Raw genomic sequence first — 22,875 nt, forward strand, 5'->3', positions numbered from 1 at the left:
CCCCACCGCCGGCCCCGTGAGCGGCGGCCCCTCTCTGGATCTCCGCCCGATTTCCAGGTGTCCACCGGTGGACACCCCGGCAAGAACCCGCCTGCCAGGAACTTTTCTTCTCTGGCGGCGCCGGGCATCCTACCCCGGTATTCCTGGAAAGCATGGGTTAATGACTACCCTGCCCGGGAGTGCGATGTCATTCGCCCTACTTTTTCAGTGATGCTGCGGGTCCTTCTGCACAGAAGCGCTCGGTGCCGTCGGGGGGGAGTGCCACATGCTGCGTCGCTGGACCTTCGCTCAGCGGGTCGGGGCGGGTCTGTCCGTGTGCCTTCTGGCCGGACTCATCCTGCTCGCCACCATGGTGTCCGCGGCCCACACGCTGGCGGCGGGTGACGCCCTCTCCACGCAGCGCGACTCCGACCTGCGCACGCTGCTGGTGGCGCTGCTGGGCCTGGGCTGCGTGGCCGCGCTGGGCATGGTGCTCAGAAACGCCCTGGGCCCCATGCACGCGGAGCGGCTGCAGAGTGAACAGCGGTTGCACCTGTTCATGGATGGCGTGTCCGACTACGCGCTGTGCTTCCTGGAGCCGGACGGCAAGGTGTCCTGCTGGAGCACCGGCGCGGAGCGGCTCACCGGCTGGACGTCCGAGGACATCGTGGGCCAGGACGTGGAGTTGCTGCACGTGCCGGACGCGGTGTCCCGCGCCGTGCCCGCCTCCTACCGCGAGCGCGCCGCCCGCGAGCGGCGGTTGCAGTCCGAGGGCTGGCGGATGCGCAAGGACGGCTCGCGCTTCTGGGCGGAGAGCCTGCTCACCGCGCTGTACGACGACGCGGGCCGCCTGCAGGGCTTCGCGGAGGTGACGCGCGACATCACCGAGCGCAAGCGCACCGAGCGCATGCAGGCCCTGCTCGCCGAGGCCGGCCGCGTGCTGCAGCCCCAGGCCGGCGCGGAGGCCCTGGGCGCCGACCTCACCCGCCTGTGCGTGCCGGAGATCGCGGACGCGTGCGTGCTCTACCTCCCGGGCGAGGACGGCCACGTGCGCCCCGGCGCGGTGACATGCGCGGACGCGGCCACCCAGACGCGGCTGTGGGAGCCCCTCCTGCGCCGCCCCGCGCGCGACGAACCCGGCCCCGCCCGCGTCGTCTACACCGGCCGCGCGGAGCGCTTCGCGGAGGTGGATCCAGAGCGGCTGCCCGCGTCCGTCAACGACAGCACCTACGGCGAGCTGTGGCGCGCGCTGGGCGTGCGCTCCGCCCTGAGCGTGCCGCTCATCGTGGACAACCGCGTGCTGGGCGCGCTGTGCCTCTTGTCCACCCGCCCGCACCGCCACTACGGCGCCGCGGACCAGGCCTTCCTGGAGGAGCTGTCCGCCCGGGCCGCGCTGGCGCTGGACAACGCCCGCCTGCTCGCCGCCACGCAGGGGGCGCTGGAGCTCATCGGCGTCGCGGCGCACGACCTGGGCAACCCGCTGAGCTCGCTCCAACTGCGCCTGCGCCGCCTGCGCCTGCAGTGCGCCCCCGCGAACGCGGAGGACCCCCGCCTGCGCGAAGGGCTGCTGCTGGCCGAGGACGAGACCAAGCGCCTGGGCCGGCTGGTGCACAACCTGCTGGACCTGTCGCGCCTGTCCGGAGGCCGGCTGGAGCTGGAAGCGCGCACCATGGACCTGGCGGAGCTGGCGCGCGAGGTGGTGGCCCGCCACGAGGACCAGGCCACCGCCGCCGGCTGCGCCCTCACCGTCCACGCCCGGGGCGCCGCGTGCGGCCGCTGGGACCGCCAGCGCCTGGACCGCGTCCTCACCAACCTGGTCAGCAACGCCCTCAAGTTCGGCCGGGGCCAGCCCGTGGAGGTGCGCGTGGAGCACGACGCCCACCGGGCCCGGCTCGTCGTGCGCGACCACGGCGCCGGCATCCCCCTGGAAGACCAGCAGCGCCTCTTCGCCCGCTTCGAGCGGGTCACCACCGACAGCCGCGCCCCCGGCTTCGGCCTGGGCCTCTACATCGTCCGGCAGCTCGTGGAGGCCCACGGCGGCACCATCCGCGTCCACAGCTGCCAGGGCGAAGGGGCCGAGTTCATTGTCGAACTCCCGTTCATCCCGGAATCCCCGGCGGATGTCGCCGCCGCGATTCGGGCCTGACCCGTCCGGGTGGGTTGTGCCCCAGGCACCCCTCCCATCCAGTCCCAAACAATCGGGTTCTCCTCTGAGCGGAAATATTCTCAGAAGTTGAATCGATCTGTTCGTTGTGGATATTCTTCGTACGGCTAAAAGTACTCGCTCCCGGTAAAAGCCGGTTTTGAGTCGGACCTCATCCGCCACCGTCCCCCCGACGGAAGGGCTACCGGGTCCCCAGAACGCGACGCTGTGACTGTAAGCGTCCGCAATCAAGCCTTCGAGGAGTCCCCCATGGTCGCAGTTGGAGCTTTCAGGGCGCGGTGTACTCGTACTTCTTCCCGCGTGGGTTCCGCGGGCCGCGCGAGCTTGCTGGCAGCGATGGCGGGCCTGGCGCTGGCGTGCGGCGGACAGGACGCTTCAGGTTCGGAGGACTCCACCTCCCTGGACGGTCAGGTCGCCCCGCTGGAGCTCGCGTCCCAGTCCCAGGCGGTGACGGACGACGACGCCCGCAGGGGCGGCGGCAACGGCGGGTCGGCCCCCGTGGCGCTGGCGCTGGAGGTGGACAACGGCGAGGGCGTGCCCCTGAAGGTGAAGGCCGGGCAGACGTTCTGGGTGAACCAGATCGACCTGCGCGCCTCCATCAACGCGACCGTGGACGAGGGCGTGAACGGCCTGCGCCAGAACAGCGACTTCCTGGCCATCGGGTGGGGCGGTGTGCGCCAGGCGGACGAGGAGTTCGTCGGCCTGTCCAACCCGGACGGGACCTTCACCCGCCGCCGCTTCTACCGCGACGCGGCCTGGATGAAGGCGACCAGCCTCTTCACCGTGGAGCCCGTGGACGCGCGCGGCATCCTCACCGGTCCGCCGGTGCTGCTGAACATCGGCAGCGAGGAGACGCGCCGCACGGAGCGCGACGACTTCTTCATCCGCCGTCTGCGCGCCATCCAGTGGACGCGCGACTGTCGCAGCCTCACGGACTGCTCGGGCGCGAAGGCCTTCGAGGAGGAGGCGCTGGTGGAGGTGCGCAACGCGTACGAGCACGCGAAGAAGCAGACCCTCACCTTCACGTCCAAGACGAAGGGCCTGCGCCTGCGCTGGAGCCTGCGGCCGTTCGCCCCCTACTACATCCCCGTGCAGCAGGTGGCGTCGCCCTCGTACGACTACGGCTTCGCCATCGACATCAAGCCCCTGACGGCGCCCCGCAAGGACGGCACGTATGCCCCCGGGTCGGATGTCACCTTCCAGCTCACCCTGAAGGACGGAAAGGGCAAGCGGCTGCACCCCGCGGGCAGCCTTCCAACCTACAATGAGGTCGCACCGCCGGGTGCTCCCGGCCACCCCGCCGGGATCCAGTACTATCAGGCCTTCTTCGACCCGACCGCCACGTACTACCGCCGCAAGCACCGTGAACGGATGATGATGACGCAGCTCATCGGGCCTGCGCAGGACATCAAGCCCATCCGGAGCATCGTCGACCTGGACGCGTTCCTCGACGACTCCCAGGACGTGCAGACCATCGCCACCCCGGCGCGCGACGGCGTCTACGCCCAGTTCATGACCTTCCCGCCCGCCAACAAGCTCTTCGGCGGCGCCTTCTTCCCCAATGACGGCCGCTGGGACGCGCCCGTGAGCGACACCTGGACCTACCACCTGCCCGCGGACGCCAAGCCGGGCACGTACCTGGTGACGGCCAAGGGCCGCCGCGTGTTCCTGGGCGAGGACCTGCCCGCCTCCCGCACCATCGAAATCCAGGTGGGTACCAAGACCCACACCGAGGCCAGGCTGACCACCGGTCCCTGCAACAGCTGCCACAGCAAGGGCGGCGAGCTGGGCACCGTGCTGCATGCGAACGACAACCGCGCCGCGTGCGCGTCGTGCCATGCTCCGCTGGGCTTCGAACTGGAAGGCCCCATCTTCGTGCGCACGCACTTCATCCACTCGCGCTCCAACCGCTTCGACGCGCCCCTGGAGAAGTGCTCCTCCTGCCACCTGGACAAGGAGACCACCCAGCGCACCAGCAAGGCCGCCTGCCTGTCGTGCCACAAGAGCTATCCGGACAGCCACGTGAAGTCCTTCGGCCCCATCGAAAGCATGTATGTCGGTGGCGGTCGCGAATCGTTCCAGCAGTGCACCGGCAGTTGTCACAAGACACACCCGGGCAGCGGCCTCTAGCCGCCCAAGCCCGGTTCGCAAGGGAAGGTCCTCCATGGCCAGCGTGAAGATGCAGACGGCTCGCTCCACCCTCACGGATCCAGTCGCCGCCGCGGAGGACCTCCTACGACAGCTTCACGGCCCCCCGCCGAAGCTGGTCACGCTGTTCGCCTCCCGCCAGCGCGACCAGCGCGCGCTCAACCGCGCGGTGCGGGAGCGGCTGCCCAAGGACACCCGGCTCGTGGGCGCCACCACGGCCGGGGAGCTGGACAACAACGGCATCCACACCAACAGCGTGGTGCTGGGCGCGCTGTCCGGCGACTTCGAGGTGGGCCTGGGCCTGGGCAGCGGCCTCACCGGCGACGCCATCGCCGCGGGCGCCCAGGCCATCAAGCGCGCGTGCGAGGAGCTGGGCGTGCGCCAGCAGGACCTGGACGCGCGCCGGTACGTGGGCCTCGTGATTGACGACGGCTTCCGCTACAAAAAAGAAGAGCTGCTGCTGGGCATCCTGGAGAAGAACCAGACGCTGGTGCTGGTGGGCGGCGGCGCCAGCGACTCGGAGCCGGACCCCTCGCGCCAGTCCGCGCTCATCCACGTGGATGGCGAAGTGGCCGGCGACGGCGTGCTCGTGGCCCTCTTCAAGACGAACGCGCCCTGGGCCGCGCTGCGCTCGCACTGGTACGTGCCCACCGGCCAGCGGCTCACCATCACCAAGGTGGATGAGACGCACACGCGCGCGCTCGAAATCGACGGTTTCCCGGCCGCCAAGCGCTACGCCGAAATCCTGGGCGTCACCCCGGACGAGCTGGAGTTCGGCAAGCCCAAGGGCTTCGCCGTGCGCCCCACCGCGCTGAAGGTGGGCCGCGAGTACTTCATCCGCGCCGCGTGGCGGCCCCTGGAGGACGGCTCCATCCTGTTCGCCAACCTGCTGGAGGAGGGAAGCGAGCTGGATTTGATGAAGGCAGGCGACCTGGCGGGTATGACGCGCGACTTCTTCGCCGAGGAGCTGCCCAGGCGGGTCCAGAACCCCCAGGCCGCCCTCCTGTTCCACTGCAGCGGACGCATGTGGTACGCGAACGCGACCGGTGTGGTGCCCCAGCTCTCCGAAGCGTTGAAGCTCGCACCGTCCGCTGCTGGGATGAACGTGCAGTTCGAGATCTACTCAGGCTTCCACATCAACACCACGCTGACCGTGCTGGCGTTCGGTTCCAACTAGACACATGGCCAACCAACCGTTCGACGTGGCGCTCGCGGAAGCACCGCTGGGGTACACCTTGTCGTTGCTCCTGGTGGGCAGCGAGCGCGAAACGCGCGCCATGCGCGACGCGCTGGAGCGCGAGGACATCCTCTCCATGCTCACGCTGGAGCAGGCGTGCTCGCAGGCGGCGCTGGAGCAGGCCCTGGCGCGGCCCTACGCGCTCGTGCTCGTGGGCACGGAAGTGCCGGGGCTGTCCTGGGAAGCCGTCCACGCGACGTGGCAGCAGCGCGGGCTGTCGCTTTCGTTCGTGGTGAGTTCGCCCGCGTGGAACCCGGCCACGCTGGACACCGCCATGCGGCTGGGGGCGCTCGACTACGTCACCGAGGACCGCTACGGACACCTGCCCTTCGTCGTCGCGCGCGAGCTGCGCCTGCACGCCGAGCGCGCCCAGCACCAGGCGACGGGCGTGGAGCTGAAGCGGACCAACTACCTGCTGAGCAACATCATCGACGCGCTGCCCTTCGTGCTGTTCGTGAAGGACGCCCAGACGCGCCGGCTGGTGGTGGCCAACAAGACGTTCGCGGACGCCTTCAAGGTCACCAAGGAATGGCTGCTGGGGAAGCTGGACCACGACTACTTCCCGCATGACCAGGCGGACTCGTTCGTCGCCATCGACACGGAGATCCTCGAGACCCGGAAGATGAAGACGTTCGAGGAGGTGGCCCGCGCGGACGGCGAGGACCGCATCTTCGCCACGCGCAAGATTCCCCTGCTGGACGAGCACGGCATCGCGCGCTTCGTGATGGGCGTCACCGACGACATCACCGAGCGCAAGCAGAACGAGGCCATGCTGCGCGCCTCCAAGGAGGAGCTGGAGGCCGCGAACCTCCAGTTGGCCGCCAGCCTGGAGGAGATCAAGAAGACGCGCGCGGTGTCCGCCCGGTCGCTGGCCAGCTACCAGCAGCGCGCGCTGCAGATGGAGATCATCCGTCAGCAGAACGAGGACCTGGACCGTCTGGCCCAGGAGCTCTCCGTCGCCAAGCGCAACGAGGAGGAGCGCGCGCGCGAGGCGGAAGGCGCCGTGCGGCTCAAGAGCGAGTTCCTGGCGAACTTCAGCCATGAGATCCGCACCCCGCTCAACGGCATCATCGGCTACTGCGACCTGTTGATGCGCGAGGAGGGCAGCCGCCTGACGCCGCACGGCCGGCGCGACCTCAACGTGGTGAAGACGAACGCCAAGACGCTGCTGGCGCTCATCAACGACATCCTGGACCTGTCCAAGATTGAAGCCGGCCGCGTGGAGGTCGTCACCGAACCGGTGGACGTGCAGGAGCTGGCCGACGAGTGCATGGCCACGGTGAAGGAGTACCTGAAGGGCAAGGACGTCGCCCTCACGGTGCACGTGGACCCGGAGGCGCACGAGGTGCGCACGGACGCGCTCAAGCTGCGGCAGATCATGCTCAACCTCCTGAGCAACGCGGCCAAGTTCACCGACACGGGCGAGGTCGCCCTCACGGTGGTGCCCGCGGGTTCGGGGGAGATGCTGATGACGGTGGAGGACACCGGCGTGGGCATCCCCGCGGACCAGCTGCCCTTCATCTTCGAGAAGTTCCGCCAGGTGGACGGCTCCACCACGCGCAAGGTGGGCGGCACGGGGCTGGGGCTCGCCATCGTGCGCGAACTGACGCGCGTGCTGGGCGGCACGGTGGATGTGACGAGCACGCTGGGCCGGGGCTCCACCTTCACCGTGCGGCTGCCGGACGTGCTGGCGACCACGGTGGGCGCCAACAGCCCGCATGCGACGGAGCGGCTGGTCCCCATCCAGGACGTGGCGCAGAAGCTCGCGCCCATGGCGCGGCCGGGCAGCACGGTGCTGGTGGTGGATGATGATCCGCTCATCCAGCAGCTCGTCACGGGACAGCTGGAGCCCGCGGGCTTCAAGGTGGTGACGGCGGATGACGGCATCGCCGCGCTGAAGCTCGCGCGGGAGCTCAAGCCGCAGGCCATCCTGCTGGACATCCACCTGCCCCGGATGGACGGCTGGTCGGTGCTGAGCCAGCTCAAGAGCGAGCCGGGCCTGGCGGGCATCCCGGTCATCCTCGTGTCCGTGGAGGAGCAGCGCGCGCGCGGCTTCAGCCTGGGCGCGTGCGAGTACCTGGTGAAGCCGGTGGAGCCGGAGCGGCTGGTGGAGGTGGTGCAGAAGAGCCTCGCCTCCGCGGGCGCCACGGCCGCCACGGGCGACGTGCTGGTGGTGGACGACGACGCGGCCACGCGCGAACTGGTCAGCCGCAACCTGCGCCGCGCGGGCTTCTCCACCAACGAGGCGCGCAACGGCGAGGACGCGCTGCTCAAGGCGCGCGTGTCCCCGCCGTCGCTGGTGGTGCTGGACCTGATGATGCCGAACCTGGACGGCTTCGAGGTGCTGCGCCGGCTGCGCGCGGAGAAGCTGTCCGTGCCGGTGGTGGTGCTCACCGGCAAGACGCTCACCGGCGAGGAAGAGACGCTCCTGCGCGACGGCTTCGCCGGCTTCGTGCGCAAGGGCGGCACGGCCCTGGAGGACGTCATCTCCCAGGCCAAGGGCCTGCTCATGTCCCAGCGGGCCGCGAGCGCCGGCAAGCTGCCCCGCGTGCTGTACGTGGAGGACAGCGAGCAGAACCGCGACATCGTCCGCCGCTACCTGGGCGGGCTGTATGACCTCATCGAGGCGGAGGACGGCGAGCAGGGCCTGGAGCGCGCGAAAGCCGACGTGCCGGACCTCATCCTCATGGATTTGTCCCTGCCGAGACTCGACGGCTGGGAAGTCACCCGCAGGCTCCGGGCGTTGCCGGATGGGCAGAATGTGCCCGTCATCGCCGTCACCGCCCACGCGGGGCGCGAATACCAGGACAAGGCCCAGGCGGCCGGCTGCACGGCCTACCTGACCAAGCCCCTGGATCGCGATCAGTTGATCGAGACGATTCGTCAGTACCTAGGGAGAAGCCATGGCTGAACCAAAACCGCGCGTCCTGGTGGTGGACGACGACCCGGACCTGCTCGACCTCGTGCAGCGCTCGCTGAGCGCGTACGGGTTCGAAGTGCAGACCCATACGTCCGCGTTGGGTGTGTCCAACATCGTGCGCGCGTCCGAGCCGGACTTCGTGCTCATCGACGTGAACTTCCCCGCCCTCAAGGGCGACAAGGTCGTGGGGCTGGCGCGCCAGTACGCCCCCCCCGGCACCCGCTTCATCCTCTACTCCGCGTCAGATGAGGCGAAGCTGCGCTCGCTGGCCATCGCCTCCGGCGCGGACGGCTACATCTCCAAGAGCGTGCAGGGCGCCGACCTGGCCCAGAAGCTCAACGCGATGCGCCTGAAGCCCCGGCCCGCTACGCCGGGCCGGAATCCCTCACCTGTTGAGGGGTGAGCAGCACCCTGGGTGCGCCCGACCCCTCGGGCCACCCTGCCTTGCAGTGCGAGAAAAATCTCGGAAAGTGATAACCAAGTAGGGCTGACATCTTGAACTCTACAGAAAGCCCTGTAAGGTAGTCGCTTCTAGAGTTTTCCGCGCTCACTGTTCCCGCCGAACCGGGGCGCATTCCACCCAGCACTCATACGTTCCTGCACCCCGGAGGGAGCTATGTTCATGTCCACTGATTACAGCCACGCGGAAAAACTGAAGCACGAGCTGACTCAGCCGCTCTTCAACCCGATGCTGAAGAAGTGGGTGGGCAAGGGAGAGCTGGACTACGAGCGCTACCTGCACACGGGGACGCTGCTGGGCCTGCAGTCCGCGGAAGCGGAGCGCGTGTCGCACGACGAGCTGATGTTCCAGATCGTCCACCAGTCCCAGGAGCTGTACCTGAAGCTGGCGTCGCGGGAGATCGTGGAAGTGGTGGCGGAGCTGGACCGGGACGCGCTGTGGGCCGTGGTCGCCCGGCTGGCTCGGGTGCAGCGCATCCTCCAGTGCATCACCTCTGAGATGGCCATCCTGGAGACGATGACGCCGGAGGCGTACCAGGTCATCCGCCGCAGCCTGGGCAACGGCAGCGGGCAGGAGTCGCCGGGCTACAACACGTTCCGGCTGGCGGCCACGGGGCTGGAGTCCGCGATGGAGCGGATGCTGGAGCGGCGGAATGTGACGCTGATGCAGATCTACACGGCCGGGGGGCACGAGGATCTGAAGCACGTCTGCGAGAACCTGGTCACCATGGACGAGGCCTTCCAGGGCTGGCTGTACGCGCACTTCCAGCTGGTGCGCCGCACCATCGGCGTGGACCGTTCGGTGAAGGCGCTGGACGGCCTGCCCACGCAGGTGCTGGCCGGGCGCATGACCCTGCCGCTGTTCCGCGCGCTGTGGGACGTGCGCGTGGAGATGACCAACAGCTGGAAGCGCGAGGGGGGCTACGCGACGGGCGCGGCGCGCGGGACGGATGCGCACGCGGCGCCTCGCGGGGGCGGATGCCCGATGATGCACGCCCACGGCGCGCCGACCGCGATGCACGCCCACGACGCGGCGGCCGCGATGCACGCCCACGGCGCACCGGCCCCGATGCACGCCCACGGCGCGCCGACCGCGTATCCCCATCCCCACGAGCTGAGGAACCAGACGTGAGCGGAGGGGTGCTCCCGGGGGCCCTGCGCGCGGAGTATCCCCTGCTTGAAACCTGCACCTACCTCAACAGCAACTCCACCGGGGCGATGCCCCGGGCCGTGGAGGGCGTGCTCGCGCGGTACTGGACCACGATGCGCACGTGGCGCGACGCCGTCTGGGATGAATGGCTGTCCCAGATGCAGGGCTACGCGGACGCGGTGGCGGAACTCATCAACGCGCCGCCCGCGTCCGTGGCGTTGGACTTGAACCTGAGCGCGCACCTGTCGCGCCTGGGCACCTGCCTGGACTTCAGCGGCGAGCGCCGCCGCGTCGTCGTCACCGACCTGGAGTTCCCCACGGTGCCCTTCATCTGGAAGGGCTTCGCGCGCTACGGAGCGGAGCTGGTGGTGGTGCCGTCGCGCGACGGCCGCGTGGATGAGGCCGCGCTGGAGGCGGCCATCGACGAGCGCACGCGGCTGGTCTGCGTGTCGCACGCCGCGTTCTCCACTGGCGCGCTGCTGGACATCGCGCGCGTGGCGAAGGCGGCGCACGCGGCCGGGGCGCTCATCGCCACGGACGCGTACCAGTCGGTGGGCACGGTGCCCGTGGACGTGCGCGCGCTGGACGTGGACTTCCTCATGGGCGGCGCGCACAAGTGGCTGGGCGGCTCCGAGGCCGCCTTCCTGTATGTGCGTCCGGAGCTGCTGCCCACGCTCCGGCCCGCGAGCACCGGGTGGCTGGCCGGCGCGACGCCGCTGGCCTTCCAGGCCGCGGAGGACTGGGCGCCGGATGCACGGCGGATGATGGGCGGCACGCCCGCGCCGCTGATGGTGCTGCTGTCGCGGCCGGGGCTGGAGCTCCTGAAGGGCGTGGGCATCACCGCCGTGCGCGAGCACTCGTTGAAGCTCACGTCGCGGGTGATGGCCCGCGCGGATGAAGCGGGCCTGCGCGTGGTGACGCCGCGCGAACCGCACCAGCGCGGCGGCATCGTGGCGCTGAGCTTCCCCGGCGACGTGAGCGTGATGCAGCGGCTGGTGGCGCGCGGCTTCATCTGCAGCCACCGGGGCTTCCTGCGCGTCGCGCCGCACTTCTACAATACGCTGGAAGAAGTGGACGGTTTCATGGACGCGCTCCTCCAAGAGCAGCGCAAGGAGGCCGCATGAGCGCGGCGCTGTCATCCTCCCCTTCCGCCCTTCCCCCGCGCGAGCCCACGTCGCCGCGTGCCCTGCTGCACCTGCTGTTCAACGGCGCGCGCGCATTGGACGTGGTGGAGACGGCGCTGGGACTGGGCCTCCTGGACGAACTGGAGCCCGGGCCGGTGACGCTGGGGACGCTGGCCACGCGGCACGGCTTCGTGCCGCAGCGGCTGTACAAGTTCCTCGACTGCCTGGAGAGCCTGGGGCTCGTGCAGCGCGAACAGCCCACCGACGCGCTGGAGGACACGCGCTACCGGGGCGTGGCAGGGCTGCGCGCGGCGGCGGAGGCGGTGCTGGGGCCTCGCGCGCTGGAGCGCGACCGGGAGAAGTACGACTGGAAGGCGCTGCATGGCCGGCTTCCGGAGGTGCTGCGCGGACAGCACTCCATGTCCGCCGCCTCCTTCGACTGGCCTCCGCGCACGCCCGAACAGGTGGAGGGCTTCGAGGCCAGCATGGCCGCGGGCCTGGGCCCCATCCTGGAGACGTTCCGCGCGCACGCGGGCGCGCTGTGGCCTTCCGGGGCGCGGCTGCTCGACGTGGGCGGCGGTGACGGGACGCTCGCGGAGCACCTGCTGCGCGAACACGCGGCGCTCTCCGTGGACGTCTACAACCTGCCCGCCACCGAGGCGCTCGTCACGCGCACGCGCGAGCGCGCGGGGCTGCCGCAAGAGCGCCTGGGCTTCGTGGGCGGGGACTTCCTGCGCGAGCCGCTGCCGCAGGGCTACGACGCGCTGTCGTTCGTGCGCGTGCTCCACGACTGGCCCGCGGAGGTGGCGCGCCAGTTGATGCAGGCCGCCTTCGCCGCGCTGCCCTCCGGGGGCCGCGTGCTCATCTGCGAGGAGTTCCGCACGCCGGAGCGACTGGCGGCGCAGTTCTTCTGGTCCTACTTCCTCATCGGCGTGGACGCGTGCTCCAGCCGGCTGCGCGAGGTGGAGTTCTACCTGGACGCGCTCACCGCCGCGGGCTTCCGCGACGCGCACGTGCGGCCCGGCCCCTTCGAGCTCGTGGTGGCCACGAAGCCCTGAAATCCGACAGCGGCCCCACCCTCCGGGGTGGGTCGTTCCCCCGGGCCTCCTCCCTCCCTACAATGCGGTGTCGGACGGCGGACAACCTGGACCTTCCGACAGGTCACAGCGGCCGGGCGGGTGCTCAACTTGCCCTCAGTCGCAGGTCAGCCAAACGCAGACGGGAGGAGCCTGTATGACAGGTCCCCGGTCACGAACGGGGTTGAGGGCAGCACGGCAGGACCACGCGTCGTCGGAGCAGCAGCGGGAAGCTCCCGCGACACGGGGAGGAACACCGGCGGCGCGCACGCACCTGGAGCGCGAGGTGATGGTGCCGGTGGATGACGCCGTCCTCCTGCGGGGGCGGTTGGCGGTGCCCGCGGGCGCTCGGGGCGTGGTGGTGCTGGCGCGAGGCAGCGACAGCAGCCGCCAGAGTCCCCGGCTCGCGCAGACCTCGCGCCTGTTCCAGGCGATGGGACTGGGCACCCTGCTGTTGGACCTGCTCACCAGCGAGGAGATGGAGGAGCGCCGCACGCGACAGCTGCGCTTCAACATGGGCCTGTTGGGCCTGCGCATGGCGGGCGCGGCGCGGTGGCTGCAACGCGAACCCCACACCACCGGCCTGAGCGTGGGCTACTTCGGCGCGCACACCGGCGCGGGCGCGGCGCTGTCCGCCGCGGCCAGCCGTCCGGAGCTGGTGGGCGCCGTCGTCTCCCGGGGCGGCCGGCCCGACCTGGCCGGCGCGGTGCTCCCCAGGGTGCGGGCGCCCACGCTGCTGCTGGTGGGCGGCGCGGACACGCTGGGCCTGGACATCAACCGCCGGGCCTACGCCGACCTCCAGGCCCAGAAGCACATGGAGATCATCCCGGGCGCGACCCACCACTTCCAGGAGGACGCGGAGCTGGAGCGGGTGGCCGAGCTCGCCGGGGAATGGTTCCTCCAACACCTGGGCCAGCCCCGGCACGACGCGGAGACGGACCCCGCGCTGGCGCCCTGAAGCAGCCCGGCTTCATCGCTTCACGCCAGGGTCCCCCGTGCCAGCCACGGGGGACTCCCGGTGTCTGTCATTGCGACAGCACGGGACGGTCCACGCAGAGGGCATTCGCGTGGGCGCGGCGTCCATCGCCGAGCGCCCGGCCGCACTCCGCGTCATCCCTGGGAGTGCTGGCGGCCGGCCAGGCGCTGGCTGCGTTGGCGCAACCTGGAGACGACGTCCTGGGTGGACATCGGGAGTCCTCGTGGGAGGCGATCCACGAGAAGTGAACGATGAGCGGCACGAACGGCCCGACCCTCCAGGTACAGGGGCCCCATCCAGGATGAAACATTCCAGAAAATTCCAGGGACGCTGGTCAGGCGGGAGACGCTTGGGCGATACTCCGGGGGTGCCTGACGCGCTGGTCTCTGGGGCGGCGTGATCGGGACACCCCAACTGTCGGTTCCAGGGGGAGCCACCATGTCGTCGGAGTCCAAGATTCGCGTCCTCATCGTGGACGATGACCCGGACCAGCTCGCGCTGGCCGAGCGGACGCTGTCTTCCTACAACTTCGAGGTGCGCACGCACCGCTCGTCGTTGGGGGTCTCCAACCTGGTGCGCACCACCGCGCCGGACCTGGTGCTCCTGGACGTGAACATCCCGGCGCTCAGCGGCGACAAGGTGCTGGCGCTGGCGCGGCAGCAGGCCCCGGAACACACGCGCTTCGTCCTCTACTCCGCCTCCGACGAGGCCAAGCTGCGCGCCCTGGCGCTGGCGGCGGGCGCGGACGGCTACCTGTCCAAGAGCACGCAGGGCGCGGACCTGGCGCGCAAGCTGGAGCGGCTGCACAAGCGCCCGCGCGCCGCCGAGGCCCCCGCGAAGTAGCGCCGTCCCCGCGCGCCCTCACGCCTCCACGAGGGCGCCGACCTCCAGGAACACCTGCCGGAAGTCGCCGTGCGCGCCCAGCAGGCGCAGGTTCTGCGCGAGCCCGCCGGTGGCGCGAAAGAACATCATCGCCTCCGGGGGCGGCTTGATGCGCAGGAAGCGCGCGGCGTTGCGCGTGAAGTGGTTGCGCAGGTCGCGGTTGATGTCGCAGGTGCCGTAGTCATACGGCGACGCGCGCATGGGCCGCCCGGCGATGTGCAGCACCTCGCGCAAGAGCGCCTCCGCCTCCGGCTCCGGCAACTCCACCGTGAAGCCGACCTCCCGGCACAGGGCCAGGACGTCCAGCGTCTCCAGTCGCAGCGCCTGGTGGAACATGCGGCGGTTGGAGGCGACGAAGCCCGGACTGAAGCGCTTGATGGAGCCGAAGTCCAAGAGGCCCATGCGCCCGTCCGGCATCACCATGAAGTTGCCCGGGTGCGGATCCGCGTGGATCTCCCCCGCGTCCAGGAAGGGCCCGTAGGTGGCGCGGATGAGCTGGCGCGCGACGCGGAAGCGCGCGGCGTTGTCCGGGGACGTCGTCACCCAGTCCTTGAGCGTCTGGCCTTCCAGGAACTCCAGCGTGAGGACGCGCCGGGCGCTCCGGTCCACGATGACCTGCGGCACGTACAGGTCCGGCAGCTTCGCCACGCTCTGGGCGAAGCCCGCGGCGAGCATCGCCTCGCGGCGGTAGTCCAGCTCCAGCATGAGTTCGTCGCGGAACTCCTGGAAGTACGCGGTGCCGTCCATCATCCGCGACGTCTTCGACACCGTCTTCACGACCAGGCCCAGGTTGTCCATGTCGTGGACCATGGACGCGTCGATGCCCGGGTACTGCACCTTCACCGCCACCGCGCGGCCGTCGTGCAGCACCGCCTTGTGCACCTGCCCCAGCGACGCGGCGGCCAGCGCCTCACGGGAAAACTCGCGGAACAGCTCCTCCGGCGGCGCGCCCAGTTCCTCCTTCACCACGCGCGACACCTGCGCGTAGGACATGGCGGGCGCCTGGTTCTGCAGCTTCGCCAGCATCTGCCGCACTTCGGGCGTGAGCAGGTCCTGGTCCATGGAGAGCGCCTGGCCCAGCTTCATGGCCGCGCCCTTCATCTCCCCCAGCGTGGCCACCAGCTTCTCCGCGGTGCCCAGGCTGAGCAGCTCAGACGGGCTGGAGCCCGCGAGGTGTTTGGCGCCCGTCTTGAGCACCTCCGAGCCCACGTGCATGGAGAGGCCCGCCAGCTTGCGCAGGCGGTTGAACCGCCCCTGGGGCGGAAGCTTGTCGTCGGGTTCGGAAGCCATGGAAGAGGAGAGGATTAACGAGGACTCCCCTCCCATACGCAAGGCGACCCCACTCCAGATGCGGGGCCGGCCCCCCTACCGGGGAGCAGCCGAGCCCTGGACCCGGGCCCGGAGGAAGCGCCAGCGCTTGAGGCCTTCCAGGTCCAGGGGGTCCGCGCGGACGGCCTGTTCGTAGGCGGCGAGCGCCTCTTCCAGCCGGCCCACCGACGCCAGCGCGTCCCCGGACAGCCGGTGCACGGCGGCGCGGCCCTCGCGGCCGGTGTTGCCCGCGAGGAAGCGGCGGCGGCACTGCTCCAGCATCGTGGCGGTGAGGCCCGCGGCGAGGCACCGCTCGATGCCCTCCACGTTGCCCAGCGTCGCGTCGTACTCCACGCGGCGCTCCACGTGTCCCAGCGTGTGGAGGGCCCCTGCGACGCGCTCCAGGGCGCGCTCCACCTGGGCGCGCTGGGCGTCCGACAGCGGGCGGGCCTTGAGCAGCTCCAGGGCCCCGCGCGCGCGCTGGGCGGCGGTGCGCACCGACTCCAGAGTGGCGTCGCGCGGCAGCTCCAGCACCGCGTACGGGTCCCCGGCGAGCCGGCGACGGAAAGCCTGGAGGACGGTTTCCGCCTGGGTGTCCTCCGGCGTGGGCAGGGCGGCGGCCGCCCCGGCCTGCGCGGACAGGGGGCGCGTGGCGTGGCGCAGCTGGGCGAGCGAGGCCTGGAAGCCGGGGCCGCTGTCGCGCAGCTGCACGCCGAAGCCCGGGGACATGTGCCACGCCTGGGCCTGTTCGGCCGTCACATGGCGCACCACCTGCGCGGTGCAGGGCAGCTCGCCGCCGGGCAGCCGGAGCAGCAGCGACACGTCCGACAGGAGCGCGGGCGGAGGGGAGGCCAGCGGGAAGAAGAGGCCGGTGCGGCCCACCCACTCGCCCTGGAGCTCCAGGGAGGCCTGCGCGCCCGTGCCGCGCAGGAGCGCGGACAGCTTCGGCACCTGCGGCGCGGGCGGCGGGGCGAGCGAGGCCTCCAGGGCGGCCTTCAGCTCCGCGGCGGAGGCGAAGCGGTGCTCGGGGCGCTTGGCCAGGGCGCGCAGCAGCACCTTGGAGAGGGCCTGCGGCACGGCGGCGCACACCTCGTGCGGCGGCACCGGCTCCTTCTGCAGGTGGCCGACGAGGATCTCCGCCGCGGTGCGGCCGAAGAAGGGCACCTGCCCGGTCAGCAGCAGGTAGGCCAGCACGCCCGCCGCGTAGATGTCGCTGCGGGCATCCACCAGCCCGTCGCCGCACTGCTCGGGGGCCATGAACTCCGGCGTGCCCAGCAGGACGCCCACTTCCGTGGTCATCTCACCGGCGGGCCGGGACAGCAGCTTGGCGATGCCGAAGTCGAGCAGCTTCACGCGGTGCCGGCCACCGGGGCCAGGCACGAGGAAGACGTTCGCGGGCTTGAGGTCGCGGTGGACGATGCCGTGCGCGTGCGCGGCGCCCAGCGCGTCACACACCTGCGTCATCAGGTCCACCACCAGCGCCGGGGCCATGGGGCCGCGCGCGAACTGGGCCAGGCTGTCCCCCTCCAGGTACTCCATCACCAGGTACGGGCGACCGTCGCGCGAGTCCAGGTCGTAGAGCGTGACGACGTTCTCGTGCTGCACCAGCGTGAGCGTGCGCGCTTCGGACAGGAAGCGCGCGACCAGCTCCGGCGCCTGCGCCAGGTGCGCGTGCAGCACCTTGATGGCCACGCGCTTCTGGATGAGCGTGTGCTCCGCGAGGAACACCGTGCCCATGCCGCCGCGCCCCAGCTCGCGCACCACGCGGAAGCGGCCGAACTCCTGGCCCACCAGCGACGGGACGATGGGCGTGGGCGACGACAGGGGCGAAGGCGTCAGGGGCAGCGCCGCGACCGGTCCCGGAGGAGGCGTGCCCGCGTAGAGCAGGGTGCCACCGGTGTCGAGCCCCCGCATCAGCGTGGGACACGCCTCCGCGTCGGAGTGGGGCTGACCACAGGAACAGGTGAAGGACGACGAAGCGAGCACGGAGGGGGACCGGGACCTGCCGAAGCGAAGCGGGGGTTGGGACAGCGTCAGGAGCGGATGCCAGCGGTGTGCCAGGACCCGGGATTTTCAGGGTTGCGCGGACGGTCGCGCCAAACGGTTGATCCGCTTCGCTTTTCCGACACTCCTTCGCGACCCGTGTTCCAGCGCATCCGGAGACACCCTTCGGTTTCGGGGAGTTTTTACAGCCCCGGGACGGGATAATTTTCCGCCCTGCTACTCAATACGTTCAGTCCGCCCAACCTTGACCGACTTCCGCCTTCACGCCCCTTCAACGTCGCCACCGCGACGCGCAGTCCCACACGATGACAGGCGTGCGTGCGGGTTTCCAGTGTTCATCAACATCACCAACGAGAGCGGAAAACACCTCGTTCACTCGCGAAGAAAGCCGTGTTCGCGCGGCTCCCGGTGGACGCGTGGAAGCCGCTGACGCCGTGCGAGGGGCGCGCGGATCCGCGACCTGTTCGAGGCACGACAAAGCCCGCAGGAATGAAGAGTCTTCCGTGGATGCCGGGGGCTCCCGGGCTTCGGACCGACCAGGACCGACGGTGCCCTGCCATGCCTTGAAACATTTGTCTGCGATTGGGATGGACCCCTGCCGGGGCCTTGATTCGGGAATCAATCTGCTCATACCGTGAGTGCGCCTCTATCTAATCTTAGAGGTCTTCCCCTCTTCTCAAGGCTTCCCCCACTTGAGGTGTCCCATGTCGCAGCGTGTTCCATCGCGGGTCCTCCCGCTGCCGTTCCTCCTGCTGGCCTTGCTCGCGCCGTTCGCGGGCGTCGCGCTTCCCGTCCAGGCCACGGCCGCGCGTGCCGTCGTGGCCGCGGTGCCGACCACCGGCTTCAAGTTCGTGGACATCACCGCGGGCGACGGCACCGTGCTCAAGGCCAACTACATCGCGCCGACGACGCCGGGGCCGCACCCGGCCATCGTCTTCATCTCCAGCTGGGGGCTCAATGACCTGGAGTACCTGGCCCAGGCGAGCGCGCTGGCGCAGCGGGGCTACGTGGCGCTGTCCTATACGCCGCGAGGCTTCTGGGCCTCGGGGGGTGGCATCGACACGGCAGGCCCCGCGGACATCGCGGACACGTCGCGCATCATCGACTGGCTGCTCGCGAACACGTCCGCGGACGGCTCGCGCATCGGCCTCGCGGGGGTCTCGTATGGCGCTGGCATCTCGCTCATCGCGTCCGGGTTCGACCCGCGCGTGAAGGCCGTGGCCGCGCTGTCCGGCTGGACGGACCTGGTGGCCTCGCTGTTCGGCGGGGAGACCCGGCGACCGCAGGCGGTGGGCCTGCTGGACTTCACGTCACGGCTGCTGGGCAGGCCTGGCCCGGAGCTGCGCACGACCATCGACAACTACTACGCCAACCGCGACATCGCGGGCATCAAGGCCTGGGGCCGGGTGCGCTCCGCGAGCACCTACCTGTCCCGCATCAACGCGAACGCGCCCGCCATCCTCATCGCCAACGCCTATGGCGACAGCCTCTTTCCGCCCAACCAGCTGGTGGAGTTCTACGGCCAGCTCACGGGGCCCAAGCGACTGGAGCTCGCGCCGGGTGACCACGCCGTCGTGGAGGCCACCGGCCTGTTCGGGCTTCCCAACCACGTCTGGAGCAGCGTCACGCGCTGGATGGACGCGCACGTCGCGGGCGTGGACCCCAGCATCACCCACGAGGCGCCCATCGTGCTGCGCACGTACAACGGAGCGGTGGAGGGCTACGCGTCATGGGCCGCCGTCGCCTCCAGCACGCAGCGCTACGGACTGGGCGCCATCCGCCTGCTGGATGGCACCGGCACGCTGGGTGGCACGCCCTCTTCAAGCGCCGCGAGGACCGTCTGGGCGTTCGACACCACCGCCGACGCGGGCGTGGCGCTCTTGACCAACGGGCTCCAGGCGCTGACCGGCATTCCGCCCATCGTCTGGCTGCCGGGCGTCAACCGCCTCAACGCGGGCGTCTGGACGTCGGCCCTTTCAACCCGGTCCATCGCCATCCGTGGCTCGGCCACCCTGCGCCTGCGCATCACGCCGTCCGCCTCTTCCGGGACCGTGGTCGCGTACCTGTATGACGTCACCGGCGACTTCGGTGGCCTCATCACCCACGTGCCGCTCACCTGGACCGGCGCCACGCCCGGCACCCCCGTGGACCTGGACCTGAAGTTCCCCGCCACGGCCTATGACGTCGCGGCGTTGCACCAGCTCGCGCTCGTCGTGGACACCCAGGACCCGCTCTACCTGGGCGCCAACAACGTCGGAGCACAGCTGTCGCTCCGCGGCCCGTCCTGGCTGGACCTGCCGCTGCGCTGATGGGAGTCCCGTGCCGGCGCGCGCCGGTGCTGAAACCGCGCGCGTCGGCCTCCGGGCTTGGGCGAAGACACGGCGGATGGTTGCGTCTTGAAGGGTAGTCGTCCCGACCGTGTCCGGAGGCTTGGCGCTTGGGCCCCGCGCCAGGGACAGTCCTGGCGCCACCTTCCCAAGGAAACAGGAACGCCATGAAGCCATCCTTCCGAACCGCCGCGTTGCTGGCATCCACCGTCTTCTCGCTGGCGGGCTCCGGCTGCGCCGCCGTCCGCCAGCAGGTCGCTCAGGAAGACACCGCGCGCGACCACGTGTACCGCAAGCCCCTCGCGGAGGTCTGGCCCGAGGCCCTCGCGCTGATCAAGGACAAGGGCTTCTCCATCAAGACCCTCGATGAGCGCTCCCGCGAAGGCTTCATCGCGCAGACCGAGTGGCTCCTCATCGGCACCCCCACGTCCCTGGGCACCACCTGGGCGCGCTACTCCGTGACGGGCGTCGAGCGCGTCCCCGGCCAGAGCACCGTCCACTTCCAGCGCGATGAGCGCACGCAGACGCGCGAGGCCGACGGCCGCAACGTGTACAAGAACGACGTCATCCAGAACGCGGGGCTGTACCCGACGACCCGCGACACCGACCTGGAGTGGGAGCTCATCCAGAAGGTGGAGTCCGCCACGGTCGCCGCGAAGTAGGACCCACTCCCTCCACGCTCCGCCCTGAAGGCTCAGAAGGTGTACCGGACCCCGATTCGCACCTGCCGGGGAAGCGGGTACCGCAAGGGCGCTCCCGCGACATCCAGACGGGTCTCCGCCTGGCCATTGAGCAGGTTGAAGACATCCAGGCTGAAGGAGGCATTGGCCACGCGGTCGACGCGGTAGCGCACGTCCACATGGACATTGACGGTGTGGCTCCACGGCAGGCGCTCGGCCACACCGTCGACGGGGGTACCGGAGCCTCCGAGATAGGACAGGCCCAGGACCGACTTCAGGCGGTGGGAGTGTTTGAACTCCCGGGAGCCGAACGCCTTGAGGATGTGGGTACGGTCCGCCGGCAGCAGGGCGTCCGGCTCACGGGCCTCGGTGTCGGTGACGAGCCGGGGCACGCCCCGCGCATCCGACAGCAGCATCAGTCCCGCGTCGTTGCCGCGCAGCCGCGACCACGTGTAGCTGACCTGGGCCTGCCAGCCGAAGCGGAGCGTGCGTCGCCACTCCAGCATCACCGCCTCGTAGGTGCGCCGCGCCTCCGGCAGGTCCGCCCCCAGGCCCGTCCCTGGATTGACGAGGACGAGGCCGCCGTCGTCGCGGTTCAACGACCGGAGGCCCGTCTCCAGTCGGCGGTGCGTATAGGTCGCGCCCAGCGTGTCCTCGCTCATGAGGGGCAGCTCCACGCCCGCGAGGAACTCCGTGGAGGACGGCGCCACGAGCCCCGGCGCCAGCGACACACGGGAGGACGGGGGCGTGAGCAGGCCCAGCAGGACCGGCCCCTGGACCTTCGCGACGTGAGCGAAGAACCGCGAGAAGGTCCTGCCAGACGGGTCCAGGACCACGCCCAGGCGCGGGGAGAAGGGGCGCCCGAGCCGAAGCGCGGGCCCGCCGTCCGTGTCCCTCAACCACTGCACGTCGTAGCGAACCCCTCCATTGACCGCGAACCAGTCGCGCACGTCCCAGAAGTCCTGCACGAAGACCCCGACCTGTTGGCTGGTCGCGCTCGCTCCGAGGGGCGCATCACGCAGGAACTCCGCGTCGGCCCCCGCGCGGAAGACATGCGCGCCCAGGGCCTTGAGCCGGTACGTGGTGCGGGCATTGGCCTGGAGGCGCTCCCGTTCATGAGGGAAGGCCGCGTCGGAGCCCTGCTGTCGCAGCCAGCCCACCCGTGCATCCACCTGCACGGGGCCCGGGTACCCTGAATACCCCAGCGCCATCAGCGTGGTGGTGCTGTCGGATCCGCTTCCCGTCCAGGCATCCCCCACGGGGGGACTGGCGCCTCTCAGGGAAGCGGGCGTGGTGACCCAGGACAGCGACAGGACATGGGCCAGGCTGGGCGAATACGTCAGCTTCGCCAGGGCCTGGACGCTGCGCTGGTCGGTGAAGCGTGAGGGTTCGCCCTGCTGCGCGGACCGGGGCGTCGCCACGCGGCTGAGTGCCGGGGTGACGCCCGCGAAGAAGGACAAACGCTCCGGGATGAGCGGTCCACCGACGGTGGCCCCGAAGTCCCCCAGGTGCTGGAGCGTGCCCGTGTCGGACGCGCGCGGGCCCTCCAACACACCCGGCGCCCAGGAGCCGAAGACGGAGCCATGGAGGGATTTGGCGGCTTCGAGGGCGTCGTCGTATTCGACGGTGTCGAGGGTCGCGAGGTCCACGAGGGGAGTGGCGTCCGTGGGGAGCGTCGCCTCGATGAGGCCACCGGAGACGCGGCCCATCTCCGGAGTGTATCCCCCCGTCGTCAGGAGGAAGGACCCGAGCAGCTCCGTGCTGAGCGGAAGGGCATTGGTTCCGAACGAGGGATCGCTGGTGGAGATCCCCTCCAGGACATGGCGATTCTCGAAGGCGGAGGCGCCATGGAAGGAGATGCCCGCTCCTGAGGCGTCCGTGCGCCCCCCCGCCGCGAGCGCGAGGAGTCCGTCGAGCGAGCGCACCGCGCCCTGCACCGGCGTGGACCGTCCCACCGCGAAGCCCCCGAGGTACGAAGGCGTGAGCGACCAGTCCGTCCTCGACCTGTTCACATCCCGGTCGCGCCCCCCAAAGCAGATCATGGTGCCGGACTCCTCCACCAGCGCCGCGTCGACGCGAAGGGTGACTCCGTCCCGCAGCAGGACGTCCTCCTTCCGGAGAACCCGGTAGCGGTGCCGTGACCTGTCCTGCTCCGTGGAGAACAGGAGCGAGTAGGTCCCCGGAGGAAGCTGGGCGAAGTGGAATCTGCCCTGCGCGTCCGTCCGCGCGAACCGGGACACGTCCTGGGAAGGCGAGTGGGCCCAGACCTGGACGTCCTTGAGCGGAGCTTCCTCCCAGACGTCCACCGCGGTGCCGACGATGTCACTGCTCGCTCGAGCCCCGCTCCCGCAGGCCAGCAAGGCCGCCAGTGCAGCCCTGGCGACCCAGGTCATCCCACTCCCATCCACGCTTGCGTCCCTCGGCCCCAGGCAGGCTCTGCG

Annotated in this window: 15 protein-coding genes; 12 read left to right on the top strand and 3 right to left on the bottom strand. The window is 70.4% G+C overall.

Going from position 1 to position 22,875, the window contains the following annotated elements; genetic code table 11:
* The first annotated feature begins 265 nt into the window (after positions 1 to 265).
* From D7X74_RS07810 to D7X74_RS07855, 10 genes are all read left to right on the top strand, one after another.
* Complete coding sequence (locus D7X74_RS07810) at positions 266 to 2,125, top strand: ATP-binding protein (protein ID WP_120532296.1); 1,860 nt, start codon at positions 266 to 268, stop codon at positions 2,123 to 2,125.
* A gap of 267 nt (positions 2,126 to 2,392) precedes the next feature.
* Positions 2,393 to 4,273 carry a cytochrome C gene (locus tag D7X74_RS07815; protein WP_120532297.1) on the top strand — a complete coding sequence of 627 codons (1,881 nt, stop codon included), beginning with the start codon at positions 2,393 to 2,395 and terminating at the stop codon, positions 4,271 to 4,273.
* A gap of 34 nt (positions 4,274 to 4,307) precedes the next feature.
* Complete coding sequence (locus tag D7X74_RS07820) at positions 4,308 to 5,468, top strand: FIST signal transduction protein (protein ID WP_120532298.1); 1,161 nt, start codon at positions 4,308 to 4,310, stop codon at positions 5,466 to 5,468.
* 4 nt (positions 5,469 to 5,472) lie between these two features.
* Positions 5,473 to 8,439 carry a response regulator gene (locus D7X74_RS07825; RefSeq protein ID WP_120532299.1) on the top strand — a complete coding sequence of 989 codons (2,967 nt, stop codon included), beginning with the start codon at positions 5,473 to 5,475 and terminating at the stop codon, positions 8,437 to 8,439.
* A complete protein-coding gene (locus D7X74_RS07830; RefSeq protein WP_120532300.1) occupies positions 8,432 to 8,851 on the top strand; it encodes a response regulator in 420 nt (139 codons plus the stop codon). The genes D7X74_RS07825 and D7X74_RS07830 overlap by 8 nt, the downstream gene beginning before the upstream one ends.
* A 219-nt stretch (positions 8,852 to 9,070) precedes the next feature.
* Positions 9,071 to 10,039 carry a tryptophan 2,3-dioxygenase family protein gene (locus D7X74_RS07835; RefSeq protein WP_233602016.1) on the top strand — a complete coding sequence of 323 codons (969 nt, stop codon included), beginning with the start codon at positions 9,071 to 9,073 and terminating at the stop codon, positions 10,037 to 10,039.
* Positions 10,036 to 11,181: an aminotransferase class V-fold PLP-dependent enzyme gene (locus D7X74_RS07840; protein WP_120532302.1), complete on the top strand. Its 1,146-nt coding sequence runs from the start codon at positions 10,036 to 10,038 to the stop codon at positions 11,179 to 11,181. Before D7X74_RS07835 ends, D7X74_RS07840 begins: the two co-directional genes overlap by 4 nt.
* Positions 11,178 to 12,239, top strand: coding sequence for a methyltransferase (locus D7X74_RS07845; RefSeq protein ID WP_120532303.1), 1,062 nt, complete (start codon positions 11,178 to 11,180; stop codon positions 12,237 to 12,239). Before D7X74_RS07840 ends, D7X74_RS07845 begins: the two co-directional genes overlap by 4 nt.
* A 175-nt stretch (positions 12,240 to 12,414) precedes the next feature.
* Positions 12,415 to 13,215, top strand: a complete 801-nt coding sequence (locus tag D7X74_RS07850; RefSeq protein WP_233602017.1) for a dienelactone hydrolase family protein — start codon at positions 12,415 to 12,417, stop codon at positions 13,213 to 13,215.
* Positions 13,216 to 13,671: 456 nt separating this feature from the next.
* Complete coding sequence (locus tag D7X74_RS07855) at positions 13,672 to 14,076, top strand: response regulator (RefSeq protein WP_120532305.1); 405 nt, start codon at positions 13,672 to 13,674, stop codon at positions 14,074 to 14,076.
* An 18-nt stretch (positions 14,077 to 14,094) separates the two neighbouring features.
* Here the strand turns inward: D7X74_RS07855 and D7X74_RS07860 are convergent, their stop codons facing one another.
* Positions 14,095 to 15,405, bottom strand: coding sequence for an AarF/ABC1/UbiB kinase family protein (locus tag D7X74_RS07860; RefSeq protein ID WP_120532306.1), 1,311 nt, complete (start codon positions 15,403 to 15,405; stop codon positions 14,095 to 14,097).
* 75 nt (positions 15,406 to 15,480) lie between these two features.
* Positions 15,481 to 17,409 (bottom strand): serine/threonine-protein kinase, encoded by a 1,929-nt coding sequence (locus tag D7X74_RS07865; RefSeq protein ID WP_120532307.1) that lies wholly within the window; start codon positions 17,407 to 17,409, stop codon positions 15,481 to 15,483.
* Between the two features lie 722 nt (positions 17,410 to 18,131).
* On the opposite strand from D7X74_RS07865, the gene D7X74_RS07870 reads away from it, so the two are divergent.
* Complete coding sequence (locus tag D7X74_RS07870) at positions 18,132 to 19,736, top strand: CocE/NonD family hydrolase (protein ID WP_120532308.1); 1,605 nt, start codon at positions 18,132 to 18,134, stop codon at positions 19,734 to 19,736.
* A gap of 185 nt (positions 19,737 to 19,921) precedes the next feature.
* Positions 19,922 to 20,416 (top strand): hypothetical protein, encoded by a 495-nt coding sequence (locus D7X74_RS07875; protein ID WP_120532309.1) that lies wholly within the window; start codon positions 19,922 to 19,924, stop codon positions 20,414 to 20,416.
* Positions 20,417 to 20,448: 32 nt separating this feature from the next.
* Here the strand turns inward: D7X74_RS07875 and D7X74_RS07880 are convergent, their stop codons facing one another.
* A complete protein-coding gene (locus D7X74_RS07880) occupies positions 20,449 to 22,827 on the bottom strand; it encodes a TonB-dependent receptor (RefSeq protein ID WP_158622195.1) in 2,379 nt (792 codons plus the stop codon).
* Positions 22,828 to 22,875: the final 48 nt, after the last annotated feature.

This window comes from Corallococcus sp. CA047B, assembly GCF_003612065.1.
Classification (GTDB): domain Bacteria; phylum Myxococcota; class Myxococcia; order Myxococcales; family Myxococcaceae; genus Corallococcus; species Corallococcus praedator.